The following is a 21,857-nucleotide window of genomic DNA, read 5'->3' on the forward strand; positions in this document are numbered from 1 at the left end:
TTTCCCCCTATAGGCCCGCGTCGTTGAAAGCAAACGTGCCCTGAGCCGGCATCTGTGCCGCTCGACTCTGAATCTCGGGCCATGCCGTCACGAGCGAGTTGTATGCGTACGCCTCGGCATTCCACCCCTTGCGCTCAGCGACGGTGTACAGACGGTACGCGAGGACTCTGGTATTTTCGGCAGGACTGTTGAAGTCGCGAACCATCTGTGCGCACGCCTCCACGCCTCCGGTCTCCATCGCACGCGTGAGCTGCTGGGTGAAGAGCCAGCAGAAAGCCGGTTCGGGCACCTCCTTCAGCTCATCCCGCGTGAGCAGACGAACCTGCCCCTTGCTCGAGCTGAGCGCTCCGCGCTCGACAAGCCCCGGTATGGAGGTGTTCTTGGCGCGCGCAAGCACGTCCGCCTCGCCGAAGCGCATCTCGTTGAACGCGCACTGGGTGTAGAGGTCCACGCAGAAGCGACTCTCGCGGTCGAGGTCACTGTCCTGGTCCGAGAAGTACAGGTCAAGCTCCTGATTGATGATCTGCAGCGCGGAGCGCACCGACATCTCAGATCCGTCCGCCTCGAGCACCTTCGAGAAGCGCGAGTACACCCCGATGCCCGGGCCGATGGCGCTCTGCGCCAGGTCAACCGGGGCAATGTTGCTCGTTCGGAGCTTGTCGAGAGCGGGGCGCAGCTCACGCTTGAGCGCGGCAAGGAAGTCTCGACGGGTCACCATGGGGGCATCGACCGGACGCTTGCGGCAGACAAGGACGATGGAGGATGCCAGGGCGTTGGTGCCGGAAGCAATCATCCTCGAACCCATCTCGGTGCGCATAGGCCAGGTACCCGTAATGACAAATCCTGCCCTAATGATGGCTGAAAGCATGGTCTCCCAACCGGTAGAGGCCGTAGCCCCGGCGGCATTTCGTGTCTCCGTTTCGCTCTGCTTAAAGGCGTAGTAAATGGTCACAGGTACCTTGTCGCAGGCGCAGTGGTTTACCTGCCTGAAGGCCTGGAACATACCTTCCTCAAAGAAGTTGCGCGCACCCTCCTTACCGCGGTTCTCGCGATAGGGCGTAGCCACCAGCTCCTCCGCTTTGGGAACGAGCAGGGTGCTGAAGAGCTCCGGATAGGTACCCTTGAGCGACTGACGCAGCCACACATAGAAGAAATCCGAGAGATCTGCATAACCGATGTTGTCATAGTAGGGAGGGTCAGTACTCACAATGATATTGCGCATCCCATTATCAGACTGCGCATCAAACTGCGAAGCAACACCAGGATGATTCCTAGAAAAGTTAAATGAATCCGCCGTCAAATTTCGAACCTCATTGTTAAGGAGCACCTGCCAAGATCCGGAACTCGAGCCGAGAATATTCCCTTCCGCATGATCCCAGACCATTGGAATCGCCTGCCTAGCAAACAACTGACGAGGACACTGCGCATTTGGCTCCCATCGATTTAAGGCATTACCAAGGTCGGCCTGCTTATCCAGCACGAAGGCAAGGTAGACACCGATTGCCTGACCATAGGCAAGAGCGCCGGAACCGTCATCGGCAAGACCCACCCCATCGTCGGGCATACCAGCTGCCACGGCATCCTCGTAGGCACGCTGCTGAGCCTCCCCTACCAGCGCCGAGAGCGTCGTCAGCGCGGTGAGCTGACGGTTGGTGAAGAGCTTCCAAAACTCATCGAGGCCATACACGTTGGTATTGAGGTGTCCCGGATAGTAAGCGAGTCGACCCTGCGGATAATCAGCAGGCAGCTCAACATTCGCAGCATCTGCCTGCGCTTGGTTGGGCGTGAAATAGAGACGACCACGATTCCCCTCCGCAACGATCGCCATGAGCATTGAGCCCATCCTGCCTTCACAGGATTCCGCTCGAATATGTTCAAACCCAATCGGTTGCCCACAGTGCACACAGGTCGCGCCGCGACGATTCACAGTGCCCTCGCGCTCGCTCTTGCCGGGCTTCACCTCAAAGCGGATGTCCCCACCCTCGCAGATGGGCTCCACATGCCACTCCTTGCCCTTTTTCTTGGAGAGGTCAAAGGAACGCACGAGGATCGTCTCGTGGCCGCACGCAGGGTTGGGGCACTTCACGGTGCGCGCCCAGATCCATGCGATGACCGTGGCATCGCTGCCATCCTCCAGCTGCACCTTGGGATACAGGTGCCCGATGCGGCGCTCGGCCTCATCGCGCATCCAGGTGCCGTAGTACTCCACGTCGGCAGCGAGGCCTGCGTTGCCCTTCCATGATTCCAAGCCGCGCCGTGCTTGAGCATCGGGATTCACCGCCGGTTTATCAGCAAAGATCGGCGGAATCTCAATCATGGCCTTGTTGATGGTCACAGCAACGGGGTTCAGGTCTTGCGCGTATGCCTTGAGTCCCAAGCGCTGCGCCTCGAGCGGGATAGCCCCACCGCCTGCAAAGGGATCCAGCAGGGGCGGAAGTTCATCGCCCATTGACTTCTTGATCTCTGCCCTTGCCGCGTCGAGCACACGCTCATCGTTGGAGTTCTCCCACACCACCAGCTCGCGCAGGATGTTGAAGAGCCGTTTGCGCTCGGCTGCCTGGTCCTGCTCGGTCGGAAACTCCTCGGGATGCGAGGAAGGGTCGTCCACGAGCGACGACCAGATGACCGCGCGCGCCGCAGCAAGCGGACGACGCGCCCACCACAAGTGCAGCGTGGAGGGGTGCCCGTGACGGATGGACTTCTCGCGGGCCGACGCCGCGTTGATGTCATCGAGCGGCAGGGCCACCTCGATGAGCTTCTTTACTGCCATGTGTCTGTCCTTTCAAGCACGACCTCGGCCGACGCGCGCAAACGCGCAAGGTCATAGGTGACGCTGTTCTCGGTGAATGCAGGGGAATGGAGCGCGGGCTTGCGCAGGTAGGTGGTGTGGGCGCGCGGCCCGTCAACCTCAACGACAGCAAGCAGCCATCCATCGGGGCGGTTGAGCGCGCAGAGGATCTCGTTCTTGGAGAGCGTCACGGTGTCGGCTCCCGCAGCACGGCCCTTGACCTCAATGAGCCTCAGCGCCGGAGCGTCGCCCTCGCGAGCGCCCTCCGGCACGGCGGACTCGATGTCGTAGCCAATCTTTCGCTGCGCACTCACGTCACGAGGAAGGTTGCCGAGCTCGCGCTCGATTGATGAGACGACATCCATCGCGCGGAGCTCCACCATGCGACGGGCGTCAGCGTCGATGGCGGGGTTCGCCGCCGTCTCGCCAGCACGGAGCATCGAGGCGGGGAGTATGAGGGCGCCGCCCACCACGCGAGGCGGAGCGGGCGAGAGCTGCTGCTGCAGGTCGAGCTGCGCGGTTCTCCTCCGAAGCCGCTCAGCAAGCTCGTTCGCGCGCTTCTCTGCCTGCGCTGAGTTCAGCCGCGCGTTGCGCTTGCCCGCATCCTCGCGCTCCTTGAGCTCCCAGGCGCGGGCGTCCCAGTACTGAATCTCCGCGCGAAGGCGCTTCTCGACCGCGCGGCGAACCTTGTCCACCTGAGCGCAGACGCGCTTGCGAACCTCGGAGAGGTGCTGGGGAAGGATTCGCTGGATGGCATAGTCCGTGGCGATGCCCTCCGGATCGCCCTCCAGCCAGGCCAGCTCCTCGGCCAGGGCATCCGTACGCGCAAGCTCGGCCTTGGTAGGCGCGCGGTAATCGAGGTAGGGAGCATAGCCCGCATCGGAGGCGTTCCCGTCGTAGTCAATCTCCACGAAGTGCACGGCTCTGCTGACGACGTGCTTCGTGCCGTCAGCCACCGTCGTCCCGTCGCTCACGGAGCTCTCCACGTAGAAGAGAAGTCGCGGGACAGAAGCCGTGGGGTCATCGTCCACGAGCACGCTGCCGCTCCTGAGCGTCCCCATCCCCGGATCAAGGATCACCGAGACCAAGGAGTCCAGCAACGGATGCCCCGGGCACACGAGGTCGGCGGGCACGCCGCCCGCGGGAGCCGGGCAGAGGTCCTTCTCGAAGCATATCCGCTCGTAGCTGCGCAGCACTGGGTCGGCTACGCCAACCTTTGCGTCGCGCGTGCGCACCGCGAAAGGCACCTCCACGACCTCGTAGCGCCCCGGCTCGCGCTCGGCAACGCTGCCGCCGAGCTTGCGCACGGCCTCCAGGAAGAACGCCTCGATGAAGTGGGGCTCGAGCTTGCGCGCCTCCATGCGCTCCATGTCCTCGCGGATGCGCATCACCTGGTGCACGTCCATCACATCGGCGGTGAGCGCGTACTCGTCGAGCAGCTTCCTCAGCGACTCGGCGTTGACGGAGCTGTCCACCGCTTGGTTCAGGCGCTCGCGGACCTCGGGGCTGTCGCCGTAGCGGATCGCCTCCACGAGGAGCTCGCGCAGGGGCCGGTCCTCAAAGGTCACGCGGCCCAGTATGTCGAATACACGCCCGCCGAGCGCCGTGCGCTCCTCCTCAAGCTTCCGAAAGAGCCGATCGAACACCTGGCCCTCACGGGTCTCCCGAGCCACGAGGTTCCAGAGGTGGCAGACTTCCGTCTGACCGATGCGGTGGATGCGGCCGAAGCGCTGCTCGATGCGATTGGGGTTCCAAGGCAGGTCGTAGTTCACCATGAGGTGTGCGCGCTGCAGGTTAATTCCCTCACCGGCAGCGTCCGTCGCCACCAGGATGCGCACCTCTCCATCCTGCCGGAACCGCTCCTCCGCCCGATGGCGCTCGTCCCGCGGCATGCCCCCCTTGATGGTGAGCACGACATCATGGCTACCCAGGAGCTGGCGAATCTTGGCTGCAAGATATTCCAGCGTATCCTTGTGCTCGGTGAAGACGATGAGCTTCTCGCGCCTGCCGTCCTTGGAAAACATCGACGCGTTCTCCTGTAGGAGGCGAGAGAACTCGTCCCACTTGCGGTCCTCCCCGCTTATGCGGACGTCATTCGCGCGTCGCTCAAGCTGCTTGAGTGTCGCAATCTCGACCCCGAGCTCAGCGGCGGTCGCAGAGGCAGACGCCGAGTCCATGACGTCATCCTCAAGACCCTCGAGCTCCTCTGGCGTGAAGTCATCCTCGTCGAAATCTTCGTCGAACGAGACCGCGCTGGCATACGCGCCAGCACCACGCACCTGATCGTTCATCTCGGCTAGGCGCGCTTCAAGGCGCTCGCGCCTGCGCCGAAGCGACTGATAGATCGCCTCGGGCGACGAGGCCAGGCGTCGCTGCAGGATGGTGAGTGCAAAGCCAACGCTGTTCTTGCGCTTACCATCAAGCCGGTCGGCACGGTTGAACTCGTTTGTCACGTAGTCGGTCACGGCCTCGTAGAGGCCTGCCTCGGCGGGCGAGAGCGTGTAGCTCACCGTATACGCACGGCGCTCCGGGAAGAGCGGCCGACCGTCAAAGCGCAGCAGCTCCTCCTTCACGAGCCGGCGCATCACGTCCGAAACGTCGGGGACGCCTCGCTTTGTCTCGGGCGGCAACGCCTGCGGGGAGCCGGCGCGCCCCCTCGGCCTCATGTGCCGCGCACCCTCAAAGCGGTCCGGATCGACGAGGGCCATGAAGAGCTGGAAGTCCTCGGGCTTCCCGTTGTGCGGCGTCGCCGTGAGCAGCAGCAGATTCTCAGTGACGGTGCCGAGAAGCCTTCCCAGCAGATATCGCTTGGTGTACTTGACCTCACCGCCAAAGACAGTTGCGCTCATCTTGTGGGCCTCGTCGCACACGACGAGATCCCAGCTTGACTCCCTGAGGAGCTCGCGGACGTCATCGTTTCTCGCGAGCTTGTCTAGGCGCGCGATGCAGAGGTTCTTCTCGACGAAGGCGTTGCGCGTGAGGGATGCCTCGAGAAGGTCGTTTGTGAGAATGTCAAAGTTGAGGCTGAACTTGCGACGAAGCTCGTCCTGCCACTGCTCGACGAGATTCCCGGGGCACACAATCAGGCAGCGCCTGAGGTCGCCACGAGCGATCATCTCCTTGATGAGCAGGCCCGTCATGATGGTCTTTCCCGCGCCGGGGTCGTCCGCAAGAACGAAGCGAAGCGGCATCTTGGGGAGCATGTCCTGATAGACGGCTGAAATCTGATGCGGCAGGGGATCAATTGATGAGGTCCGAATTGCCAGGTAGGGGTCGAACAAGTGCGCGAGATGAATGCGGTATGCCTCGGAGGCGAGCTTGAGGTCGTCCGCATCCGCGTCAAAGGTCCAGGCCGAGGCGCCCTCCAGCGAGAGGCGTTCCTCGTCGTATCGATAGAGCATCGTCTCGCCGAGTGCTCCGGAATCTGCGCGATAGGCGAGCTCGAGGCACATGTTTCCGTGCCACGTGACCGCCACCGCAGTAACGGGGGCATCCCCGGTGACGCCAAGAAGCCGTGCACCGGGACGAATGTCCTCAAGCCTTGTCGCACTCATAGCAGCCCATTTCGGCGGAAGGAGGCTGGCGGGGCTCGCCATGAGCCCACCATCTTCTGCCGCTCATATGTCGGATATATCCGACGATGAGTTTAAAGCATCTGCCCGCATCTGTCGGGTTTACCCGACAGCCAATCTGCGAGTGGCCCATAGCATGAAGTCATGGACACAGGCAAGACGTGCACATACGTCCGCAGGCACGTGGGCGGAAGAATCGAGGAGCTGCGCGAGCGAAGTGGCGTCAGCCAGACGCAGCTTGCCAAGATGATTCCCATGAACCGCACGTACTACAACGACCTCGTGCTCGGGAAGGCAAATCCAACACTCGACAAGCTCGTCAAGATCGCCGACTCACTCGACGTTCCCCTGACCGAGCTCTTCTTCGGGCTCGGAGACGTGCCGCCCCATCAGCTCGTGGAGTACGACGGTACGGAGGGCGCGAGGGCCACCCAGGCCCGGGAGCGGTCGTAGCCCAGGCCGCCGCCCTCCCCTGCTCGCCCCGGGCCCGCGGGGGCGCCGGCATCGTCACCGACGGATGGGCGTGGCACCAATTCGAGCTCGCGCTGGTTAATTTGCCCCGAAGTGCGCCCCCTGTTCCGGCAAACCATCGCGCCGCCGGACGCGGCGACGTGCTACCCTTGCGTGCGGCCAGCGATAGGAGACGTTCATGCCCGCATACAAGACCGTGGTGTTCGACCTCGACGGAACCCTGCTCAACACGCTCGAGGACCTCTGGATCTCCACCAACGCGGCGCTCGCCGCGCACGGAATGCCCAAGCACACCATCGATGACGTGCGCCGCTTCGTTGGCAACGGCATCGCCCTGCTCATCCACCGAGCCGTGCCCGCCGGAACCCCGGCCGACGTCGAGGCGGCGGTGCTCGAGGAGTTCAAGCGCCACTACGGGGCGCACTGCGAGGACCACACGGCGCCCTATCCCGGCATCCCGCAGATGCTCTCGCGCCTGCACGAGGCGGGCGTGGGACTCGCGGTCGTCTCCAACAAGGCCGACTTCGCCGTGCAGGAGCTCGTGAGCCGGCAGTTTCCCGGGACCTTCGACGCGGTCCTGGGAGAGAACGAGGCCGCGGGCATCCGGAAGAAGCCGGCCCCGGACATGGTCGAGGCGGCGCTCGAGCGCATGGGCCGCGACCGCGACGGGCTCGTCTACGTGGGGGACTCCGAGGTCGACGTGCAGACCGCGGCAAGCGCCGCGTGCCCGTGCGTCACGTGCACGTGGGGCTTTCGCACCCGCGGGGAGCTGGCGGAGGCGGGCGCCACGACCTATGTGGACAGTCCCCGTGAGCTGGAGCTCGTTCTTCTCGGCAGCGCTCGCTGACCTCGCATCGTACGCTCGCCTAACAATTTGAAAACACCCGAATAACCGAGGCCCGCACGGGTTATAGTCTTGCTAACGTCCGTTTGGCATCCGAAGAAAGGAACAGCCATGGGAAAGAAGGCAGCCGAGGCGCTCGATATCAACTACGAGGGTCTGGTCGAGTACCTCCACTGTAACCACTCCATCTACATGAAGATCGGCTCGGCCGTCTATTACCTCACCGATTGCAACTTCGAGTCTTGGCGCGCCCAGGACACGAGCCGCCGCAACGAGAAGAACCACTTCGTCGACTGCTCCGAGCTCGTCCCGACCGTTGACGAGTTCCTCGCCCTTCCCTTCGTGAACGGCAAGACCATCAAGGACGTCTTCGACCACGCCACGTTCTACGCCTCCCTCTCCGGCGAGAAGGACGCATAGGTCGCAGTCGCCACCATGCAGACGCAACGGGGCCGGCTCCACGTGAGTCGGCCCCGTTTTTCATGCGCGCCGAGAAGAACGTGCGGGTTGTGGACGGTTTTTGGGCTCGAATCGTCCGCAACCCGCACCTATCCCGAACGCGTGCGGGTTGCGGACGAAATCTGAGTCGGAACCGTCCGCAACCCGCACCAAGTGACCGGTCTACTCCGCCAGCGCGGCGCGGCCGTAGGCGTCGGCGGCGAGCATGGCTGCGGCGACCTTCTCGGGCGTGACCTCGAACGGCATGTTGCCGAGCGTGTCGGTGGGCGCGCAGGCCAGCTTGGCGACCTCGAGCACGCGCTCGTAGCTCGCGTCCTCGACGCCGAGCTGCGCGAAGGTCACGGGCAGGCCGACCTCGACGCAGAAGTCGAGCACCTCGTAGAGCTCGTCCGCGTTCTCGAGGACGAGCTGGGTGAGCGTGCCAAACGCGACCTTCTCGCCGTGGTAGTAGTCGTGGGTCTCGGGCATGGCGGTCATGCCGTTGTGGATGGCGTGCGCGCCCGCGAGGCCCGCGGACTCGAAGCCCAGGCCGGAGAGCAGCGTGTTGGCCTCGATGATCTTCTCCACGGACTCGGTGCAGGCGCCGGCCTCGAGGGCGAGCTTGGCCTTGAGGCCGTCCTCGATCAGCGTCTCGTAGCAGAGGCGCGCGAGGGCCATGGCGGCCTCGGTCACGTGACCGCCGGCGCAGGTGGTGGCGTCGGAGCGCTTGCACGCGCGGGCCTCGAAGTAGGTCGCCAGGGCGTCGCCCATGCCGGAGACCGTCAGGCGCACCGGGCTCTTCGAGATGACGTCGGTGTCCATGAGGACGAGGTTGGGGTTCTGCTTGAAGAACTGGTACTCCTTGAACTGGCCCTCGTCGGTGTAGATGACGGAGAGCGCGGAGCACGGGGCGTCGGTGGCGGCGATGGTCGGAACGATCACCACGGGGGCGTCCACCACGGCGGCGACGGCCTTGGCGGTGTCGAAGATCTTGCCGCCGCCGACGCCCACGACGACGTCGGTCCCGGCGGCGCGGTAGACCTCGACGAGGCGGTCGATCTCGCCCTGGGAGCACTCGCCGTTGAAGTTGTCGTAGGTGCAGGCCACGCCCGCGGCCTCGAGGCTCTGGGAGATGACGTCGCCGGAGCGGCGCAGGCCGCCGGCGGAGATGACGACGAGGGCGTGCGAGCCGTACGCCTTGACGTACTCGCCGAGGCGGCCGAGCTCGCCGGGGCCCTGGACGTACTTGGACGGGCTGATGAAGATGCGTGCCATGCTGTTCCTCTCTCTCCTGATGAGCCGATGCGCGCCGGGACGCGCCGCCCGAGGCCCGCTCCGTGCGGACCTCGAACCATACCAAGGGCCCCGCACGCTCAGACATTACGCACGGAGCCCTGTGTGGTTTCTATCGTAACACCTTGTGGTATCGCTCGGTAGTAATGTCGCGTGCCGACGCTACTTCTTGGCGACGAGCAGCGGGTCGCCAATCTTGACGAGCGGCCTGCCGCCGAGGAGCGTCCCGGTCTCGCCGACGTGCTCGATGGCCGAGAAGCTGTCCGGGTTGGAGATGACGCACGCGATGACCTCCTCGTGGCCGGCGAGCTTGATGGCGTCGACGTCAAAGGTCATGAGCGGCTGCCCGGCGCGAACCTCCTGGTTGGACTCGACGAGGCGGGTGAAGCCCCTGCCATTCATGTTGACGGTGCCGATGCCGATGTGGATGAGCACCTCCATGCCGTCGTCGGTGGCGATGGCGATGGAGTGGTTGGTCACCGTGGTGGCACCGATGCGGCCGTTAACCGGCGAGTAGAGGACGTTGGAGCCGGTGGGCAGGATGCCGTAGCCGTCACCGAGCAGGCCGGCGGAGATGACCTCGTCGTTGACCTCCTTGAGGCTCACGAGCACGCCGGAGACCGGGGCGTACACCGTGTCCGGGCGCGTGGCGAACGAGGCCTCGGGGGGCGTCAGCTTGCCGTCGGAAGAGACGAACGCGCTCTTGATCTTGTCGAACAGTCCCATGGCAACCTCCTGCGGTAGCGTTTCGTGTCCATTACGACATGGTACCCGCGAAGGCACGCGCGCCCACCCGTTGGGCGAGGGCATTCGGCAAGCGGCCTGCCGGCGCGACGGCGCGGGCTGGGCGGTGAGCAAGGGCGGCGGCCGCACAATTTCGAAATTGTGCGGCCGCCGGGGCTCGGGGAGACGCGTTTTCCCAGTTGAGCCGCCGATGCGGAGAAGAAAGCCGCCCAATGCGCGCTCCGTTTCGCACAATTCCGAAATTGTGCGAAACGGGGGCCGTGCGAACCGGGGGCCGTGCGAACCGGGGGCCGCGCGAAACGGGGGGCCACGCGAGCCGGGGGCCGTGCGAGCCGAAACCGACCGCGCCCCCGGTTCGCACGGCCCCCTGTTCGCACGGCATACGAGCTGGAGAAGAGGCTCGGGGGCTCGGAGATGAGTATAAGAGCCAGAACCGGGGGCCGCGCGAAACGGGGGGCCACGCGAGCCGGGGGCCGTGCGAGCCGAAACCGACCGCGCCCCCGGCGCCCGCGCGCCCGCGCCCCCGGCGCGCCCGCACGCCCCGCGCCCGCGACGCTACGCGCGGACCAGGCTGCGGGAGGTCAGGTACGTCACGAGGAAGTACCCGCCGTAGAGCACCACCACGAAGCAGACCGTGCCCACGAGCGCCGTCCCGATCTGGTACCCCGTGAGCAGCGCCACGATGTCGTTCACCACGCTGAGCGCCACCGCCGCGTGCGCCACGGCGACCACGAGCGGGAACAGGAAGTAGACCCCCACCTGGGCGAGCAGCGCCCGGTCGATCATGGACCGCTCGGCGCCGAGCTCGGCGAGCACGCGGTAGCGCCCCACGTTGTCGGCGGCCTCGGAGAGCTGCTGCAGGGCGAGCACGGTCGCGCAGCACACGAGCAGGACCACGCCGATGTAGATCGCCAGGTAGGTCACGACGACCGTGGTGCCGGAGGACTGGTCGAGAAGCCCCTGGGCGTTGATGGGGTTCCAGACCGGCCAGGCCTCGATCGTCTCGCCCTGGCCCATGATGTCACCGTAGGCCTCGTCGATCGCGGACGTCGCCGCCTCGTTCATCTCCTCGCGGGAGCCGTTGTACATGAGGTTCACCACGGTCGTGCTCGGCCCGAGGCCCTCGGGGATAACGTCGTCTGGCACGATGAGCGCGCCGGAGACCGTGCCGCCCGCGCCGGTGTCCGAGAACGGGACGCTCACCACGGCCTCGTCGGAGAAGCGCAGCGTCCGCCCCTGGATCTCGAGCTCCGGGTTCTGCTCGGCCGCCGCGCGCCAGAAGTCGTCCAGCGACGACATGTCGTTCCACCACACGCACCCGTCGCTGCCAAGATCCACGCCCTTCTCGCCCAGCATGGCGCACAGGGCGTTGTACTCGGAGGCCCGCACGAGCGTCACGGCGGTCTCGCTGCTGCCCAGCATCATCTGCTTGACCGTGGCGCTGCCGTCGAAGTCGGTGCTCTCCACGAACCACTCCACGGTGTAGCCCGACAGCGGCTCGCCGCTCGCGTCGTAGTCGTAGGTGTTGACCTGGACCGCCTCGCGGAAGAGCTCGTCGAACTCCGGGATGTCGGCGCGCAGCCGGGCGATGGCGTCGTAGCCGTCGGCCGCGGCCGGACCCTGCGCGTTGCGCTCGCCGAGCATGCCCGTGGGGTAGCTCACGAGCGACATGTCGTAGCGCGTGCCCGCGACGAGCGCCTCGTTCATGCCCGTCGCCACCGAGAAGCCCGTGCACACGCCGCAGATGGCCAGGAACAGCATCGCGCAGACCAGGCTGATCGACAGCCACGCGGTGTTGATGCGGCTGTTGAGCTGGCGCATCACGAACATGTTGAGGCCACTCAGGTAGGCGCGCGGGCTCGCCTGGAGCGCCCGCAGCAGAAAGCCCGAGATCGAGAAGAAGAACAGCAGCGTCCCCACCGTGACGAGCCCCGTGGCGATCGCGAAGTAGGGCCCCTCCTCCATCATGCCGTGCTCGAGGAGCACGCGGTAGGCAACGCCGATCAGCGCGACGGAGACCACGAACAGCGCGACGGAGAGCGGCAGGCTGCGCAGACGGACCTTCTCGCTCACCTTGTCGGCGTTGATGAGGTCGATCAGCTTGTAGCGGCTCACCGTGGTCACGTTGAAGACGAGCGTCACGAGGAAGATGCCGGCGAAGCACGCGACCGTGTTGACGCACGCCGACGGGGAGAACGCGAAGACGAACCCCTTGATCGTGGCCTCGAAGAGCCCCGCCGTCACGTACATCATGACCTGCGACAGCCCAACGCCCAGCAGCAGCCCCACGGCGAGCGCGACGGCGCCCACGGCGAGCGTCTCGAAGACGATGATCGTCGAGACGTGGCGGATGTCCATGCCCAGGGTGAGGTAGATGCCGAACTCCCGCTTGCGGCGCCGGATGAGGAAGCGGTTGGCGTACACCACGAGGAAGCCGAGGATGATCACGACGAAGACGGAGAGGCCCGACAGGATGTCCGTGAGCGTCTGCACCATGCGACGCTGGTCGCTGGCCATGTCGATGACCGCGGCCTGGTCGGTGATGGACCCGAAGGCGTAGAACACGCACACGCCGAAGGCCAGCGTGAGGAAGAAGACCGAGAAGTCCCTGAAGGACTTGCGGACGTTGCCGAGCGCGATCTTAGCGTACATCCGCACCCTCCCCTCCCAGGAAGGAGACGACGTCCATGATCTCGTCGAAGAACTGCTTGCGCGTCTTGGTGCCGCGGACGATCTCGGAGAAGATCCTGCCGTCCTTGAGGAAGAGCGCGCGCCGCGCGTAGCTCGCGGCGAAGGAGTCGTGCGTGACCATGATGATCGTGGCGTCGTCGTTGTTGAGGTCCTCGAGGCTCTCGAGCAGGCGGCGCGAGTTCTTGGAGTCGAGGGCGCCGGTGGGCTCGTCGGCGAGCACGAGCGAGGGGCCCGTGACGATGGCGCGCGCCGCGGCGACGCGCTGCTTCTGGCCGCCGGACATCTGGTGCGGGAACTTGTCGAGCACGTCGGTGACGCCCAGGCGCTCGGCGACCTCCTCCACGCGGGGCGTCACCTCGCGGGACGGGACGTGGTTGATCGTCAGGGCGAGCGCGATGTTCTCGCGCGCGGTGAGCGTGTCGAGCAGGTTGGAGTCCTGGAAGACGAAGCCGAGGCGCTCGCGGCGGAAGCGCGAGAGCTGGCCCGGGCGCAGCTTGGTGATGTCCTCGCCGTCCACGAGGATGTGCCCCGACGTGGGGCGGTCGATCGTCGAGATGCAGTTGAGCATCGTGGTCTTGCCCGACCCCGAGGGGCCCATGATGGCGATGTACTCCCCGGGCGCCACGTCGAAGGAGACGCCGTCGAGCGCGCGCGTCACGTTTGCCCGGGTGCCGTAGAGCTTCTCGACGTCCTGGCAGGACAGCACGGGGCGCGAGGGCTGCGCGGCGCTCGCGACGCGGGCCGGGGCCGCGGGACGGGATTGCTGGAGGTGCGAAGGTGCCATGGGGGCTCCTCTCGTTGGGGTCTGGTACACGACCATACTCGCCCGGCGAGAAGGACCGCGCCATCGACGGGGCTTATCGCTCCCTTACGCTTTCGCAAGGTTGTGACAGGGGACGGGGGCGTTGTCACGCGCGCTCGACCATGTCGGGGAAGCCCAGGCAGACGGTGGTGCCGACGCCCTCCTCAGACTCGAGCCACACCTCGACGCCCATCTTGCGGCAGAGCTCCCGCACGAGGTAGAGCCCCATGCCGGTCGAGCGCGCGAAGCGGCGGCCGTTCTCTCCGGTGAAGCCCTTGTCGAAGACGCGGCCCACGTCCGACGCGGGGATGCCGACCCCGTCGTCGGCGATGACGAGCCGCGTCGCCCACGCGTCCATGCCGGTCTCGTGGCGCTCGGCCCAGATCCGGACGCTGCCTCGACCGTCCTTCTCGCTTCGGTACTTGGCCGCGTTCACGAGCACCTGCCCGATCACGAAGCTCAGCCACTTGGGGTCGGCGTGCACGGTGAGGGACAGCTCGCCGAGCACGGGCGCCACGCGCGCGCCGATGAGCGTGCGGGCCTTGTGGCGCAGCGCGTCGCGGACCACGTCCCCCAGGACGACCTCGCGGATCTGGAAGTCCCGGTCGAGCGAGGTCCCGCGCGAGTAGTAGAGCGCCTGCTCGACGTAGCCCTCGATCTCGTCGAGCTCGGCGTCCACGGAGTCCATCGCGGGCGAGGGGTTGTTGCGCACGACGAGGCGGGCCGCGGCGATGGGCGTCTTGATCTCGTGCACCCAGGTCTCGACGTACTCCCGGTACTCGCGGCGCGAGCGCCGGGCAGCGGCGATCCGGTCGCGCATGGCCTTGGACTCCCGGTCGAGCGCGTCGAAGAAGAGCTCGCCTTCGGGGAAGCCCGGGCGGTCCACGAGCTCGGTGACGAGGTAGGGCTCGTCGAGGGCGTCGAGGGCGTCCGCGATCCTGCGGTAGAACGAGCGGCGGTGCAGCCAGTCGAGCACGAGCGCCGCGACGGAGGCGAGCGCCAGCACCGCGCAGACGAAGCCGACGGCCGCCGGCTCGAGCCCGTAGACGCTCATGACGAGCGCCGAGAACGCGAGCGCCACCGCGCCCGCCGCGAGCGGCACGAGCCGGTCGGCGACGTACGTCCCAAAGCCCATCGGTCCCCCTTCGCAATCGAGGCGCCCGGGCCGCCCGCCGGTCGGCGCGGGAGGGGCGCCGCCGGGTTACTCCACCAGGTAGCCCATCCCGCGACGGGTCCGCACGAAGTCCTCCACCCCGATCCGGGCGAGCGTGGCGCGCAGGTGCGAGACGTTCACGGTGAGGGTGTTGTCGTCCACGAACTCGTCGGAGGCCCAGAGCTCCTCCTGGATGCGCTGGCGGCTCACGACCGAGCCGGCGTTGCGCATGAGCAGGGCGAGGATGCGCAGCTCGTTCTTGGTGAGCTCGGCCGAGCTGCCCCGGTGGCTCACCCGGCAGCGCGCCGTGTCGAGCGTGACGCCGCCGTGGGTGATCTCCGCCGCCGCGGCGCCCTCGCCGTAGCTGCGCTTGAGGACCGTCGCCACGTGGGCGAGAAGGACCTGGTCGTTGTAGGGCTTGGGCACGAAGTCGTCGGCCCCGAGCGAGAGGGTGAGCAGCTCGTCCATGTCGTTGTCGCGGCTCGTGACCACCACGATGGGCACGCTCGAGCGGCGGCGCACCTCGCGGCAGACGTACTGGCCGTCCACGCCGGGCAGGTTGAGGTCGAGCAGCACGAGGTCGGGGCCCGCGTCCAGGATCTGCGCCGCCGTGTCCTCGAAGCTCGTGAGGGCCTCCGCCTCGTAGCCGTTGCGCTCGAGCAGGACGCAGAGCTCGTCGCGCAGGCGCTCGTCGTCCTCAACCACCAAAAGGCGTCTCATGTGGCCTCCCAACACGTTGGTCCCTTCGCCGAGAATAGCACGTGGCGCCCCGCCGCGCGTGACCCGAGTCGCGCAGAGCGCGTGGCCCGAGTTAAACGCACGCTCAACCGAGAAGAACCGTGCGCGGGGCTCGGGCCAATCGCACCAGGCGCGCCGCCGGGCCGGGCGCGCGACGGGCGGGACGCCGCGGGCCCGCCGTCCTTCTCGCCGCGTCACGCGCGTGTAACGCCGCCGACACGCGGACCACACCCACAGCTATCATGGGGGGCACTGCGACCGCACAGAAAGGCACCCCATGACCATCGTCGACATGCTGCGCGCCAACGCGGAGAGGTACCCGGACGAGGTGGCCCTCGTCGAGGTGAACCCCGAGCGGCGCGAGAACCGCCACATCACCTGGCGCGACTACGACCTGGTGGAGACCACCGACGACGAGCCCTTCCGCCGCGAGATGACGTGGTCGGTCTTCGACGAGAAGGCCAACCGCTTCGCCAACCTGCTGCTCTCCCGCGGCGTCCGCAAGGACGACAAGGTCGCCATCCTGCTCTACAACTGCATCGAGTGGCTGCCGCTCTACTTCGGCGTGCTCAAGTCCGGCGCCACGGTGGTGCCGCTCAACTTCCGCTACTCCTCGCGCGAGATCGCGTACTGCCTCGACAAGGCGGACGTCGACATCCTCGTCTTCGGCCCGGAGTTCATCGGGCGCGTCGAGGAAATCGTGGACCGCATCCAGGCCGGGCGGCTGCTCTTCTACGTGGGCGACGACTGCCCCACGTGGGCGGAGTCCTACCGCGAGCTCGCGAGCCTGTGCTCGTCGTCCGACCCGCGCGTCCCCCTCTCCGAGGACGAGGACGCGGCGATTTACTTCTCGTCCGGGACGACGGGCTTCCCCAAGGCGATCCTGCACCACCACCGGAGCCTCACGCAGGCGGCCGAGATGGAGCAGCGCCACCACGGGCAGACGCACGACGACGTGTTCCTGTGCATCCCGCCGCTCTACCACACCGGCGCGTGCATGCACTGGATGGGGAGCCTGCTCGTGGGCGGGCGCGGCGTCCTGCTGCGCGGCGTCTCCCCCAAGACGGTGCTCGAGACCGTCTCCAACGAGCGCTGCACCATCGTGTGGCTGCTCGTGCCCTGGGCGCAGGACATCCTCGTCGCGCTCGAGGAGGGCACGGTGCGGCTCGAGAACTACCACCTCGGCCAGTGGCGCCTCATGCACATCGGCGCCCAGCCCGTCCCCGAGAGCCTCATCCGCCGCTGGCGCGCGGTCTTCCCGCACCACGCCTACGACACCAACTACGGCCTCTCGGAGTCCATGGGCCCGGGCTGCGTGCACCTGGGGCTCGAGAACATCGACCACGTGGGTGCCATCGGCGTGCCGGGGTACCGCTGGGAGTGCAAGATCGTGGACGAGAGCGGCGCGGAGGTCGCGCCCGGCACGGTGGGCGAGCTCTGCGTGAGGGGGCCGGGGCTCATGGAGTGCTACTACAAGGACCCCGAGGCCACGGCAGAGACCCTCGTCGACGGGTGGCTGCACACCGGCGACATGGCGCGCCAGGACGACGACGGCTTCTACTGGCTCGTCGACCGCAAGAAGGACGTCGTCATCATGGGCGGCGAGAACATCTACCCCGTCGAGGTCGAGAGCTTCCTCATGGGGCACCCCGCCATCAAGGACGTCGCCGTGATCGGCCTGCCCGACGAGCGCCTGGGAGAGATCCCGGCGGCCGTCATCGAGCTCAAGCCCGACGCCGAGCCGCTCGACGCCGACGACATCATGGAGTTCTGCCGCGCGCTGCCGCGCTACAAGCGTCCGCGCAGGGTCATCTTCGCGCCCGTCCCGAGGAACCCCACGGGCAAGATCGAGAAGCCGGCGCTTCGCGCCAAGTACGGGGCCGACGCCATCGTCGCGCGCGAGACGCGGCACTAGGCGTGCAAGGCGTGCAAAGGGGACAGTCACTTTTGCACGCATACGAAGCGGCGTGCAAAAGTGACTGTCCCCTTTGCACGCAGGAGAGGAGCAACATGGACAAGAACCTCATGTCCGGCAACGAGGCCATCGCCCAGGGCGCCTGGGAGGCGGGCGTCGCCGTGGGCGTGGGCTACCCCGGTACGCCCTCGACCGAGACGCTCGAGGCGCTCGTGCGCCACGAGGACGTCTACTGCGAGTGGTCCCCCAACGAGAAGGTCGCCTTCGAGGTCGGCCTCGGCGCGTCGGTCGCCGGCGCGCGGGCGCTCGTCACGATGAAGCACGTCGGCGTCAACGTCGCCGCCGACCCCTTCATGGCCGCCGCGTCCACGGGAGTGAACGGGGGCCTCGTCCTTCTCGCCGCCGACGACCCGTCCTGCTACTCGTCCCAGAACGAGCAGGACTCGCGCTTCTACGCCGCGTTCGCGCGCATCCCGTGCCTCGACGCCGCCGACTCGCAGGAGTGCTACGAGATGACGCGCGCCGCATTCGAGTTCTCCGAGCGCTTCGACACGCCGGTCATGCTGCACGAGACCATGCGCATCGCCCACACCCGCACGCTGGTCTCCGCCGCCGGCGCGCGCGCCGACGTCGCCCCGCGCGACTACGTGGACGACATCCCCAAGTACGTCATGATGCCCGCCAACGCCGTGAAGCGCCGCGCCGTGGTGGACGAGCGCCAGGCCGCCCTCGAGGAGTACGCCGAGACGTGCCCGCTCAACCGCGTCGAGATGCGCGACAAGAGGGTCGGCGTCATCTGCGCCGGGGCCGTCTACCAGCACGTCCGCGAGGCGCTGCCCGAGGCCTCGACGTTCAAGCTGGGCCTCGCCTGGCCGCTGCCCGCCCGCGCGCTCGCCGACTTCGCCGCGTCCGTGGACGCGTGCTACGTGGTCGAGGAGGCGAGCGACTACTTCTCGATGCGCGTCCGCGCGCTCGGCATCGAGCTCGCGGAGCCGCCGGCCGGCGCGCTGCCCGTTGCCGGCGAGCTCAAGCCCGAGCTCATCCGCGCCGCGTTCGGGGTCGCCCAGCCCGCGCACCTCGCCGCTGCCACCGACCTGCCGCCGCGGCCGCCGGCGTTCTGCCCCGGCTGCCCGCACCGCCTCGTCTTCTGCGAGCTGCGCCGCCTCAAGGCCATCGTCACCGGTGACATCGGCTGCTACACCCTGGGCGCCGTCGCCCCCTACGGGGCGTGCCACACGGTCATCGACATGGGGGCCTCGCTCTCGATGGCGCACGGCATGGAGCTCGCCGACGCCACCGGGCGCACCGGGCGCCCCGTCGTCGGCGTCATCGGCGACTCCACGTTCGCCCACTCCGGCATCACGAGCATGCTCGGCACCATCTACAACGGAGGCACCGGCACGCTCTGCATCCTCGACAACCGCACGACGGCCATGACCGGCACGCAGGGCAACCCCGTGAACGGCGTCACCCTCACGGACAGCGCGCACAGGGTCGGGCCGCTCGACAACCCCAGCGGCAAGGCGCTCGACCTGCCCGCGCTCTGCCGCGCGATGGGCGTCGAGGAGGTTCGCGAGGTGGACGCCCAGGACCTGCAGGCCGTCCGCTCCGCGCTGCGCGAGGCCACGTCCGCGACCGACCGCCTCTCCGTCATCATCTTCAAGGCGCCGTGCCGCCTCATCGACCGCAGCCGCGGCAAGCTCCCCACCATCCGCAATTGCCGCGCGTGCGGCCAGTGCGTCAAGATCGGCTGCCCGGCCCTCGGGCGCGCCAAGGACGGCACCGCGACCATCGACCCCACGCAGTGCATCGGGTGCGACCAGTGCGTCCAGTCCTGCCCGTTCGGCTGCATCACGAAGGAGTAGCGCAATGGCTGACAAGAAGAACGTGCAAAAGGGACAGGCACTTTTGCACGGCACCAAGACCATCCTGCTCGTGGGCGTGGGCGGCCAGGGAACCATCCTCGCGGGCAAGCTCCTCGCCACGGTCGCCGCCGGGGCGGGGCTCGACGTCAAGGTCTCCGAGATCCACGGCATGAGCCAGCGAGGCGGGTCGGTGAGCACCGTGATCCGCCTGGGAGAGCACGTCTCGACGATGGTGTGCGACGACGGGTGCGCCGACGTGATCGTGGCGTTCGAGGCCGTCGAGGCCCTGCGCGCCCAGCACTACCTCGCCGAGGGCGGGCGCATGTTCGTCAACGACGAGCAGATCACCCCCGTCTCGGTGAACATCGGCAGCTTCCGGATGCCCGAGCGCGTGGACGAGCGCCTGCGCGAGATGGGCGCGCACCTGCTCGACGCCGGCGTGATCGCGCGCGGGCTGGGGTCGCCGAGGTCCACCAACGTCGTGCTCGTGGGGGCGCTCTCCACGGCGCTCCCCTTCGACGCCGAGCTCTGGCGCGACGCCGTGCGCGCGTGCGTCCCCGCCGCCACGGTCGAGGCGAACCTCGCCGCCTTCGACGCGGGTCGCGACGCGGCCCTGCGCGGGGAGGCCCGCTAGCGCTACGGACGCGAGGGCGGCGTGCGCGCCGCCGCACGCAACGACGAGGCCCCGGTCGCGCACCGTTCGCGCGACCGGGGCCATTGCCGTCTGGTGGGTTGACGCGTCCCCCGACCACGCCAACCCGTCTGTTCGGGGGATGTAATGGAATGTTACCCCAAAACGACAGCCTCGTGTCAGAAACGTCGAACATCCGCCGCGCGGGAGCCACGGACGCGCGCGGGCGACGGACGCCGACGCGGCCCCACGCCCGCCCGCGCCTCCCCGACCAAATCCGACCGCCCGCGAACGTCTCGGGCCGGGCTCGAGACGGCGGGGCTAACCTTTTGTAATCGGTAGGTAATACGAGTCTGGTGGTGATTGCTATGGGTCAGTACGTCGTTGTTGAGAACGAGGGCCGCTACTGCTTCAACCTCTGCGCCTCCAACGGGCACATCCTCATGTCCTCGATCATCTTCCCGTCCAAGGACGAGTGCCTCCACGGCATCGAGTGCGTCCGCGCCTCCGCCGCCAACGCAGAGATCGAGGACAGCACGGTCGATGCCTTCGACCGCGAGCCCACGCCCAAGTTCCGCATCTACGAGGACTTCGACGGCCACTTCTTCTTCCGCTTCATCACGCACGAGGCCGGCGACATCGCGCGCTCGCACACCTACGAGCTGAAGGAGTCCCTGCTCAGGCGCATCGAGCGGACGCGCGCCGAGTGCGACTCCCCCCTCGCCGCGGACGAGAACTAGCGGCACGTGGCCGGCGCCCGGCCGGCAGCAAGAACGTTGACTCGGCACGCCCCCGGGGCCCTTGCTCCCGGGGGCGTCCGTGAGTCGGGGACCGTGGATTGGGGAGGAAGACATGGACATGACGGGAGTTCGCCTGACCGAGCTCGTGGAGGCGGCCGGATGCGCGGCAAAGATCGCGCCGGGCGAGCTGGCGGGCGTGCTCGCCGGCCTCCCGCGCCTCGAGACCCCCCAGCTCGTCGTGGGGTTCGACGCCTCCGACGACGCGTGCGTGTGGGACCTCGGAGACGGGCGCGGCCTCGTCGCCACCACCGACTTCTTCCCGCCGATGGTCGACGACCCGTTCCTGTTCGGCCAGGTCGCGGCCGCCAACGCGCTCTCGGACGTCTACGCCATGGGAGGCTCCCCCGCGCTCGCGCTCAACCTCCTGTGCTTCCCCAACTGCATGGGCATCGAGGTCGCGGGGCAGATCCTCGCCGGCGGTGCCGAGGCCTGCCGGCGCGCGGGGTGCGTGGTGGCGGGCGGCCACTCGACCAACGACCACGAGCCCAAGTACGGCCTGGCCGTGACCGGCTTCGTGCGGCTCGACGAGCGGCTCGAGAACGGCGGCGCCCGCCCCGGAGACCGCCTCGTGCTCACCAAGGCGCTCGGGACCGGCATCCTCACCACCGCGCGCAAGGGAGGGCTCCTGGACGAGGCCGGCCTCGCCGTCGCCACCAGCTCCATGGCCACGCTCAACGAGGCCCCCATCCGCCTGTGCCGCGAGCTGGGCGTCTGGCCGCACGCCGCCACCGACGTCACGGGCTTCTCGCTCATGGGGCACGCCTGCGAGATGGCCGAGGCGAGCGGCGTCACGCTGGTCGTCGAGGCCGCCTCCGTCCCGCTCATGGCACGCGCCCGCGAGATGGCCGCGATGGGCCTCGTCCCCGCGGGCGCCTACCGCAACCGCGACTTCTTCGGCCCGCGCGTGGCGCTCGACGACGCGCTGCCGCTCGACCTCACCGACGTGCTCTTTGACCCGCAGACCTCCGGGGGGCTGCTGCTCGCCATGGGCGAGAAGGACGCGGAGCGCCTGGCGGGCGCCCTGCGCGACGAGGGGCTCCCGGCGACGGTCATTGGCCACGCCGAGCCGCGCGGGGACACGTCCGTGGTCGTCTCCTAGGGGCCTCGACCGG

16 protein-coding genes are annotated in these 21,857 nt (G+C 67.5%); 8 read left to right on the forward strand and 8 right to left on the reverse strand.

Going from position 1 to position 21,857, the window contains the following annotated elements:
* Nucleotides 1–7: 7 nt before the first annotated feature.
* Both BQ7106_RS04360 and BQ7106_RS04365 read right to left on the reverse strand, forming a co-directional pair.
* Entirely contained in the window at nt 8–2,770 is a 2,763-nt protein-coding gene (locus BQ7106_RS04360; protein WP_072371787.1) for a DUF1156 domain-containing protein, read from the reverse strand.
* Nucleotides 2,761–6,240 (reverse strand): helicase-related protein, encoded by a 3,480-nt coding sequence (locus BQ7106_RS04365; RefSeq protein ID WP_205407662.1) that lies wholly within the window; start codon nt 6,238–6,240, stop codon nt 2,761–2,763. Before BQ7106_RS04365 ends, BQ7106_RS04360 begins: the two co-directional genes overlap by 10 nt.
* Nucleotides 6,241–6,504: 264 nt before the next feature.
* Between BQ7106_RS04365 and BQ7106_RS04370 the strand changes: the two genes are divergently transcribed.
* The 3 genes from BQ7106_RS04370 (at nt 6,505) to BQ7106_RS04380 (ending at nt 8,095) form a co-directional block, all read left to right on the forward strand.
* Nucleotides 6,505–6,813, forward strand: coding sequence for a helix-turn-helix domain-containing protein (locus BQ7106_RS04370; protein WP_072371794.1), 309 nt, complete (start codon nt 6,505–6,507; stop codon nt 6,811–6,813).
* Nucleotides 6,814–7,009: 196 nt separating this feature from the next.
* Complete coding sequence (locus tag BQ7106_RS04375; RefSeq protein WP_072371797.1) at nt 7,010–7,678, forward strand: HAD family hydrolase; 669 nt, start codon at nt 7,010–7,012, stop codon at nt 7,676–7,678.
* 108 nt (nt 7,679–7,786) lie between these two features.
* Nucleotides 7,787–8,095 (forward strand): CDP-alcohol phosphatidyltransferase, encoded by a 309-nt coding sequence (locus BQ7106_RS04380; RefSeq protein WP_072371800.1) that lies wholly within the window; start codon nt 7,787–7,789, stop codon nt 8,093–8,095.
* Between the two features lie 201 nt (nt 8,096–8,296).
* Here the strand turns inward: BQ7106_RS04380 and BQ7106_RS04385 are convergent, their stop codons facing one another.
* From BQ7106_RS04385 to BQ7106_RS04410, 6 genes are all read right to left on the reverse strand, one after another.
* Nucleotides 8,297–9,388 (reverse strand): glycerol dehydrogenase, encoded by a 1,092-nt coding sequence (locus tag BQ7106_RS04385; protein WP_072371803.1) that lies wholly within the window; start codon nt 9,386–9,388, stop codon nt 8,297–8,299.
* Between the two features lie 180 nt (nt 9,389–9,568).
* Nucleotides 9,569–10,132: a PTS sugar transporter subunit IIA gene (locus tag BQ7106_RS04390; protein ID WP_072371806.1), complete on the reverse strand. Its 564-nt coding sequence runs from the start codon at nt 10,130–10,132 to the stop codon at nt 9,569–9,571.
* 573 nt (nt 10,133–10,705) lie between these two features.
* Nucleotides 10,706–12,802, reverse strand: coding sequence for an ABC transporter permease (locus BQ7106_RS04395; protein ID WP_072371809.1), 2,097 nt, complete (start codon nt 12,800–12,802; stop codon nt 10,706–10,708).
* Nucleotides 12,792–13,625: an ABC transporter ATP-binding protein gene (locus BQ7106_RS04400; protein WP_083526894.1), complete on the reverse strand. Its 834-nt coding sequence runs from the start codon at nt 13,623–13,625 to the stop codon at nt 12,792–12,794. The genes BQ7106_RS04395 and BQ7106_RS04400 overlap by 11 nt, the downstream gene beginning before the upstream one ends.
* A gap of 124 nt (nt 13,626–13,749) precedes the next feature.
* Nucleotides 13,750–14,778 (reverse strand): sensor histidine kinase, encoded by a 1,029-nt coding sequence (locus BQ7106_RS04405; RefSeq protein WP_072371812.1) that lies wholly within the window; start codon nt 14,776–14,778, stop codon nt 13,750–13,752.
* A gap of 66 nt (nt 14,779–14,844) precedes the next feature.
* Nucleotides 14,845–15,516, reverse strand: a complete 672-nt coding sequence (locus tag BQ7106_RS04410; RefSeq protein WP_072371815.1) for a response regulator transcription factor — start codon at nt 15,514–15,516, stop codon at nt 14,845–14,847.
* A gap of 295 nt (nt 15,517–15,811) precedes the next feature.
* Here BQ7106_RS04410 and BQ7106_RS04415 point away from each other — a divergent pair, with 295 nt between their 5' ends.
* The 5 genes from BQ7106_RS04415 to selD all read left to right on the forward strand — a co-directional run bounded on the left by BQ7106_RS04415 (nt 15,812) and on the right by selD (nt 21,844).
* The gene (locus BQ7106_RS04415; RefSeq protein WP_072371818.1) at nt 15,812–17,449 is read left to right on the forward strand and encodes a class I adenylate-forming enzyme family protein; all 1,638 of its coding nucleotides are present in this window, start codon (nt 15,812–15,814) and stop codon (nt 17,447–17,449) included.
* 95 nt (nt 17,450–17,544) lie between these two features.
* Complete coding sequence (locus tag BQ7106_RS04420; protein ID WP_072371821.1) at nt 17,545–19,314, forward strand: thiamine pyrophosphate-dependent enzyme; 1,770 nt, start codon at nt 17,545–17,547, stop codon at nt 19,312–19,314.
* A gap of 4 nt (nt 19,315–19,318) precedes the next feature.
* Nucleotides 19,319–19,948, forward strand: coding sequence for an indolepyruvate oxidoreductase subunit beta (locus tag BQ7106_RS04425; RefSeq protein ID WP_072371824.1), 630 nt, complete (start codon nt 19,319–19,321; stop codon nt 19,946–19,948).
* Between the two features lie 365 nt (nt 19,949–20,313).
* Complete coding sequence (locus tag BQ7106_RS04430) at nt 20,314–20,685, forward strand: YegP family protein (protein WP_072371827.1); 372 nt, start codon at nt 20,314–20,316, stop codon at nt 20,683–20,685.
* A gap of 118 nt (nt 20,686–20,803) precedes the next feature.
* Nucleotides 20,804–21,844, forward strand: coding sequence for a selenide, water dikinase SelD (selD, locus tag BQ7106_RS04435; protein ID WP_072372088.1), 1,041 nt, complete (start codon nt 20,804–20,806; stop codon nt 21,842–21,844).
* Nucleotides 21,845–21,857 lie beyond the last annotated feature (13 nt).

Origin of the sequence: Thermophilibacter mediterraneus, from assembly GCF_900119385.1 — a bacterium.
Taxonomy (GTDB): Bacteria; Actinomycetota; Coriobacteriia; order Coriobacteriales; family Atopobiaceae; genus Thermophilibacter; species Thermophilibacter mediterraneus.

What these genes read in the sequence shown, in the direction of transcription:
- BQ7106_RS04425 (WP_072371824.1), top strand. Translation starts at nt 19,319, where the DNA reads ATGGCTGACAAGAAGAACGTGCAAAAGGGACAGGCACTTTTGCACGGC.
- BQ7106_RS04360 (WP_072371787.1), bottom strand. Translation starts at nt 2,770, where the DNA reads ATGGCAGTAAAGAAGCTCATCGAGGTGGCCCTGCCGCTCGATGACATC.
- BQ7106_RS04365 (WP_205407662.1), bottom strand. Translation starts at nt 6,240, where the DNA reads ATGTGCCTCGAGCTCGCCTATCGCGCAGATTCCGGAGCACTCGGCGAG.
- BQ7106_RS04400 (WP_083526894.1), bottom strand. Translation starts at nt 13,625, where the DNA reads ATGGCACCTTCGCACCTCCAGCAATCCCGTCCCGCGGCCCCGGCCCGC.
- BQ7106_RS04395 (WP_072371809.1), bottom strand. Translation starts at nt 12,802, where the DNA reads ATGTACGCTAAGATCGCGCTCGGCAACGTCCGCAAGTCCTTCAGGGAC.
- BQ7106_RS04415 (WP_072371818.1), top strand. Translation starts at nt 15,812, where the DNA reads ATGACCATCGTCGACATGCTGCGCGCCAACGCGGAGAGGTACCCGGAC.
- BQ7106_RS04420 (WP_072371821.1), top strand. Translation starts at nt 17,545, where the DNA reads ATGGACAAGAACCTCATGTCCGGCAACGAGGCCATCGCCCAGGGCGCC.
- BQ7106_RS04370 (WP_072371794.1), top strand. Translation starts at nt 6,505, where the DNA reads ATGGACACAGGCAAGACGTGCACATACGTCCGCAGGCACGTGGGCGGA.
- selD (WP_072372088.1), top strand. Translation starts at nt 20,804, where the DNA reads ATGACGGGAGTTCGCCTGACCGAGCTCGTGGAGGCGGCCGGATGCGCG.
- BQ7106_RS04430 (WP_072371827.1), top strand. Translation starts at nt 20,314, where the DNA reads ATGGGTCAGTACGTCGTTGTTGAGAACGAGGGCCGCTACTGCTTCAAC.
- BQ7106_RS04410 (WP_072371815.1), bottom strand. Translation starts at nt 15,516, where the DNA reads ATGAGACGCCTTTTGGTGGTTGAGGACGACGAGCGCCTGCGCGACGAG.
- BQ7106_RS04380 (WP_072371800.1), top strand. Translation starts at nt 7,787, where the DNA reads ATGGGAAAGAAGGCAGCCGAGGCGCTCGATATCAACTACGAGGGTCTG.
- BQ7106_RS04385 (WP_072371803.1), bottom strand. Translation starts at nt 9,388, where the DNA reads ATGGCACGCATCTTCATCAGCCCGTCCAAGTACGTCCAGGGCCCCGGC.
- BQ7106_RS04375 (WP_072371797.1), top strand. Translation starts at nt 7,010, where the DNA reads ATGCCCGCATACAAGACCGTGGTGTTCGACCTCGACGGAACCCTGCTC.
- BQ7106_RS04390 (WP_072371806.1), bottom strand. Translation starts at nt 10,132, where the DNA reads ATGGGACTGTTCGACAAGATCAAGAGCGCGTTCGTCTCTTCCGACGGC.
- BQ7106_RS04405 (WP_072371812.1), bottom strand. Translation starts at nt 14,778, where the DNA reads ATGGGCTTTGGGACGTACGTCGCCGACCGGCTCGTGCCGCTCGCGGCG.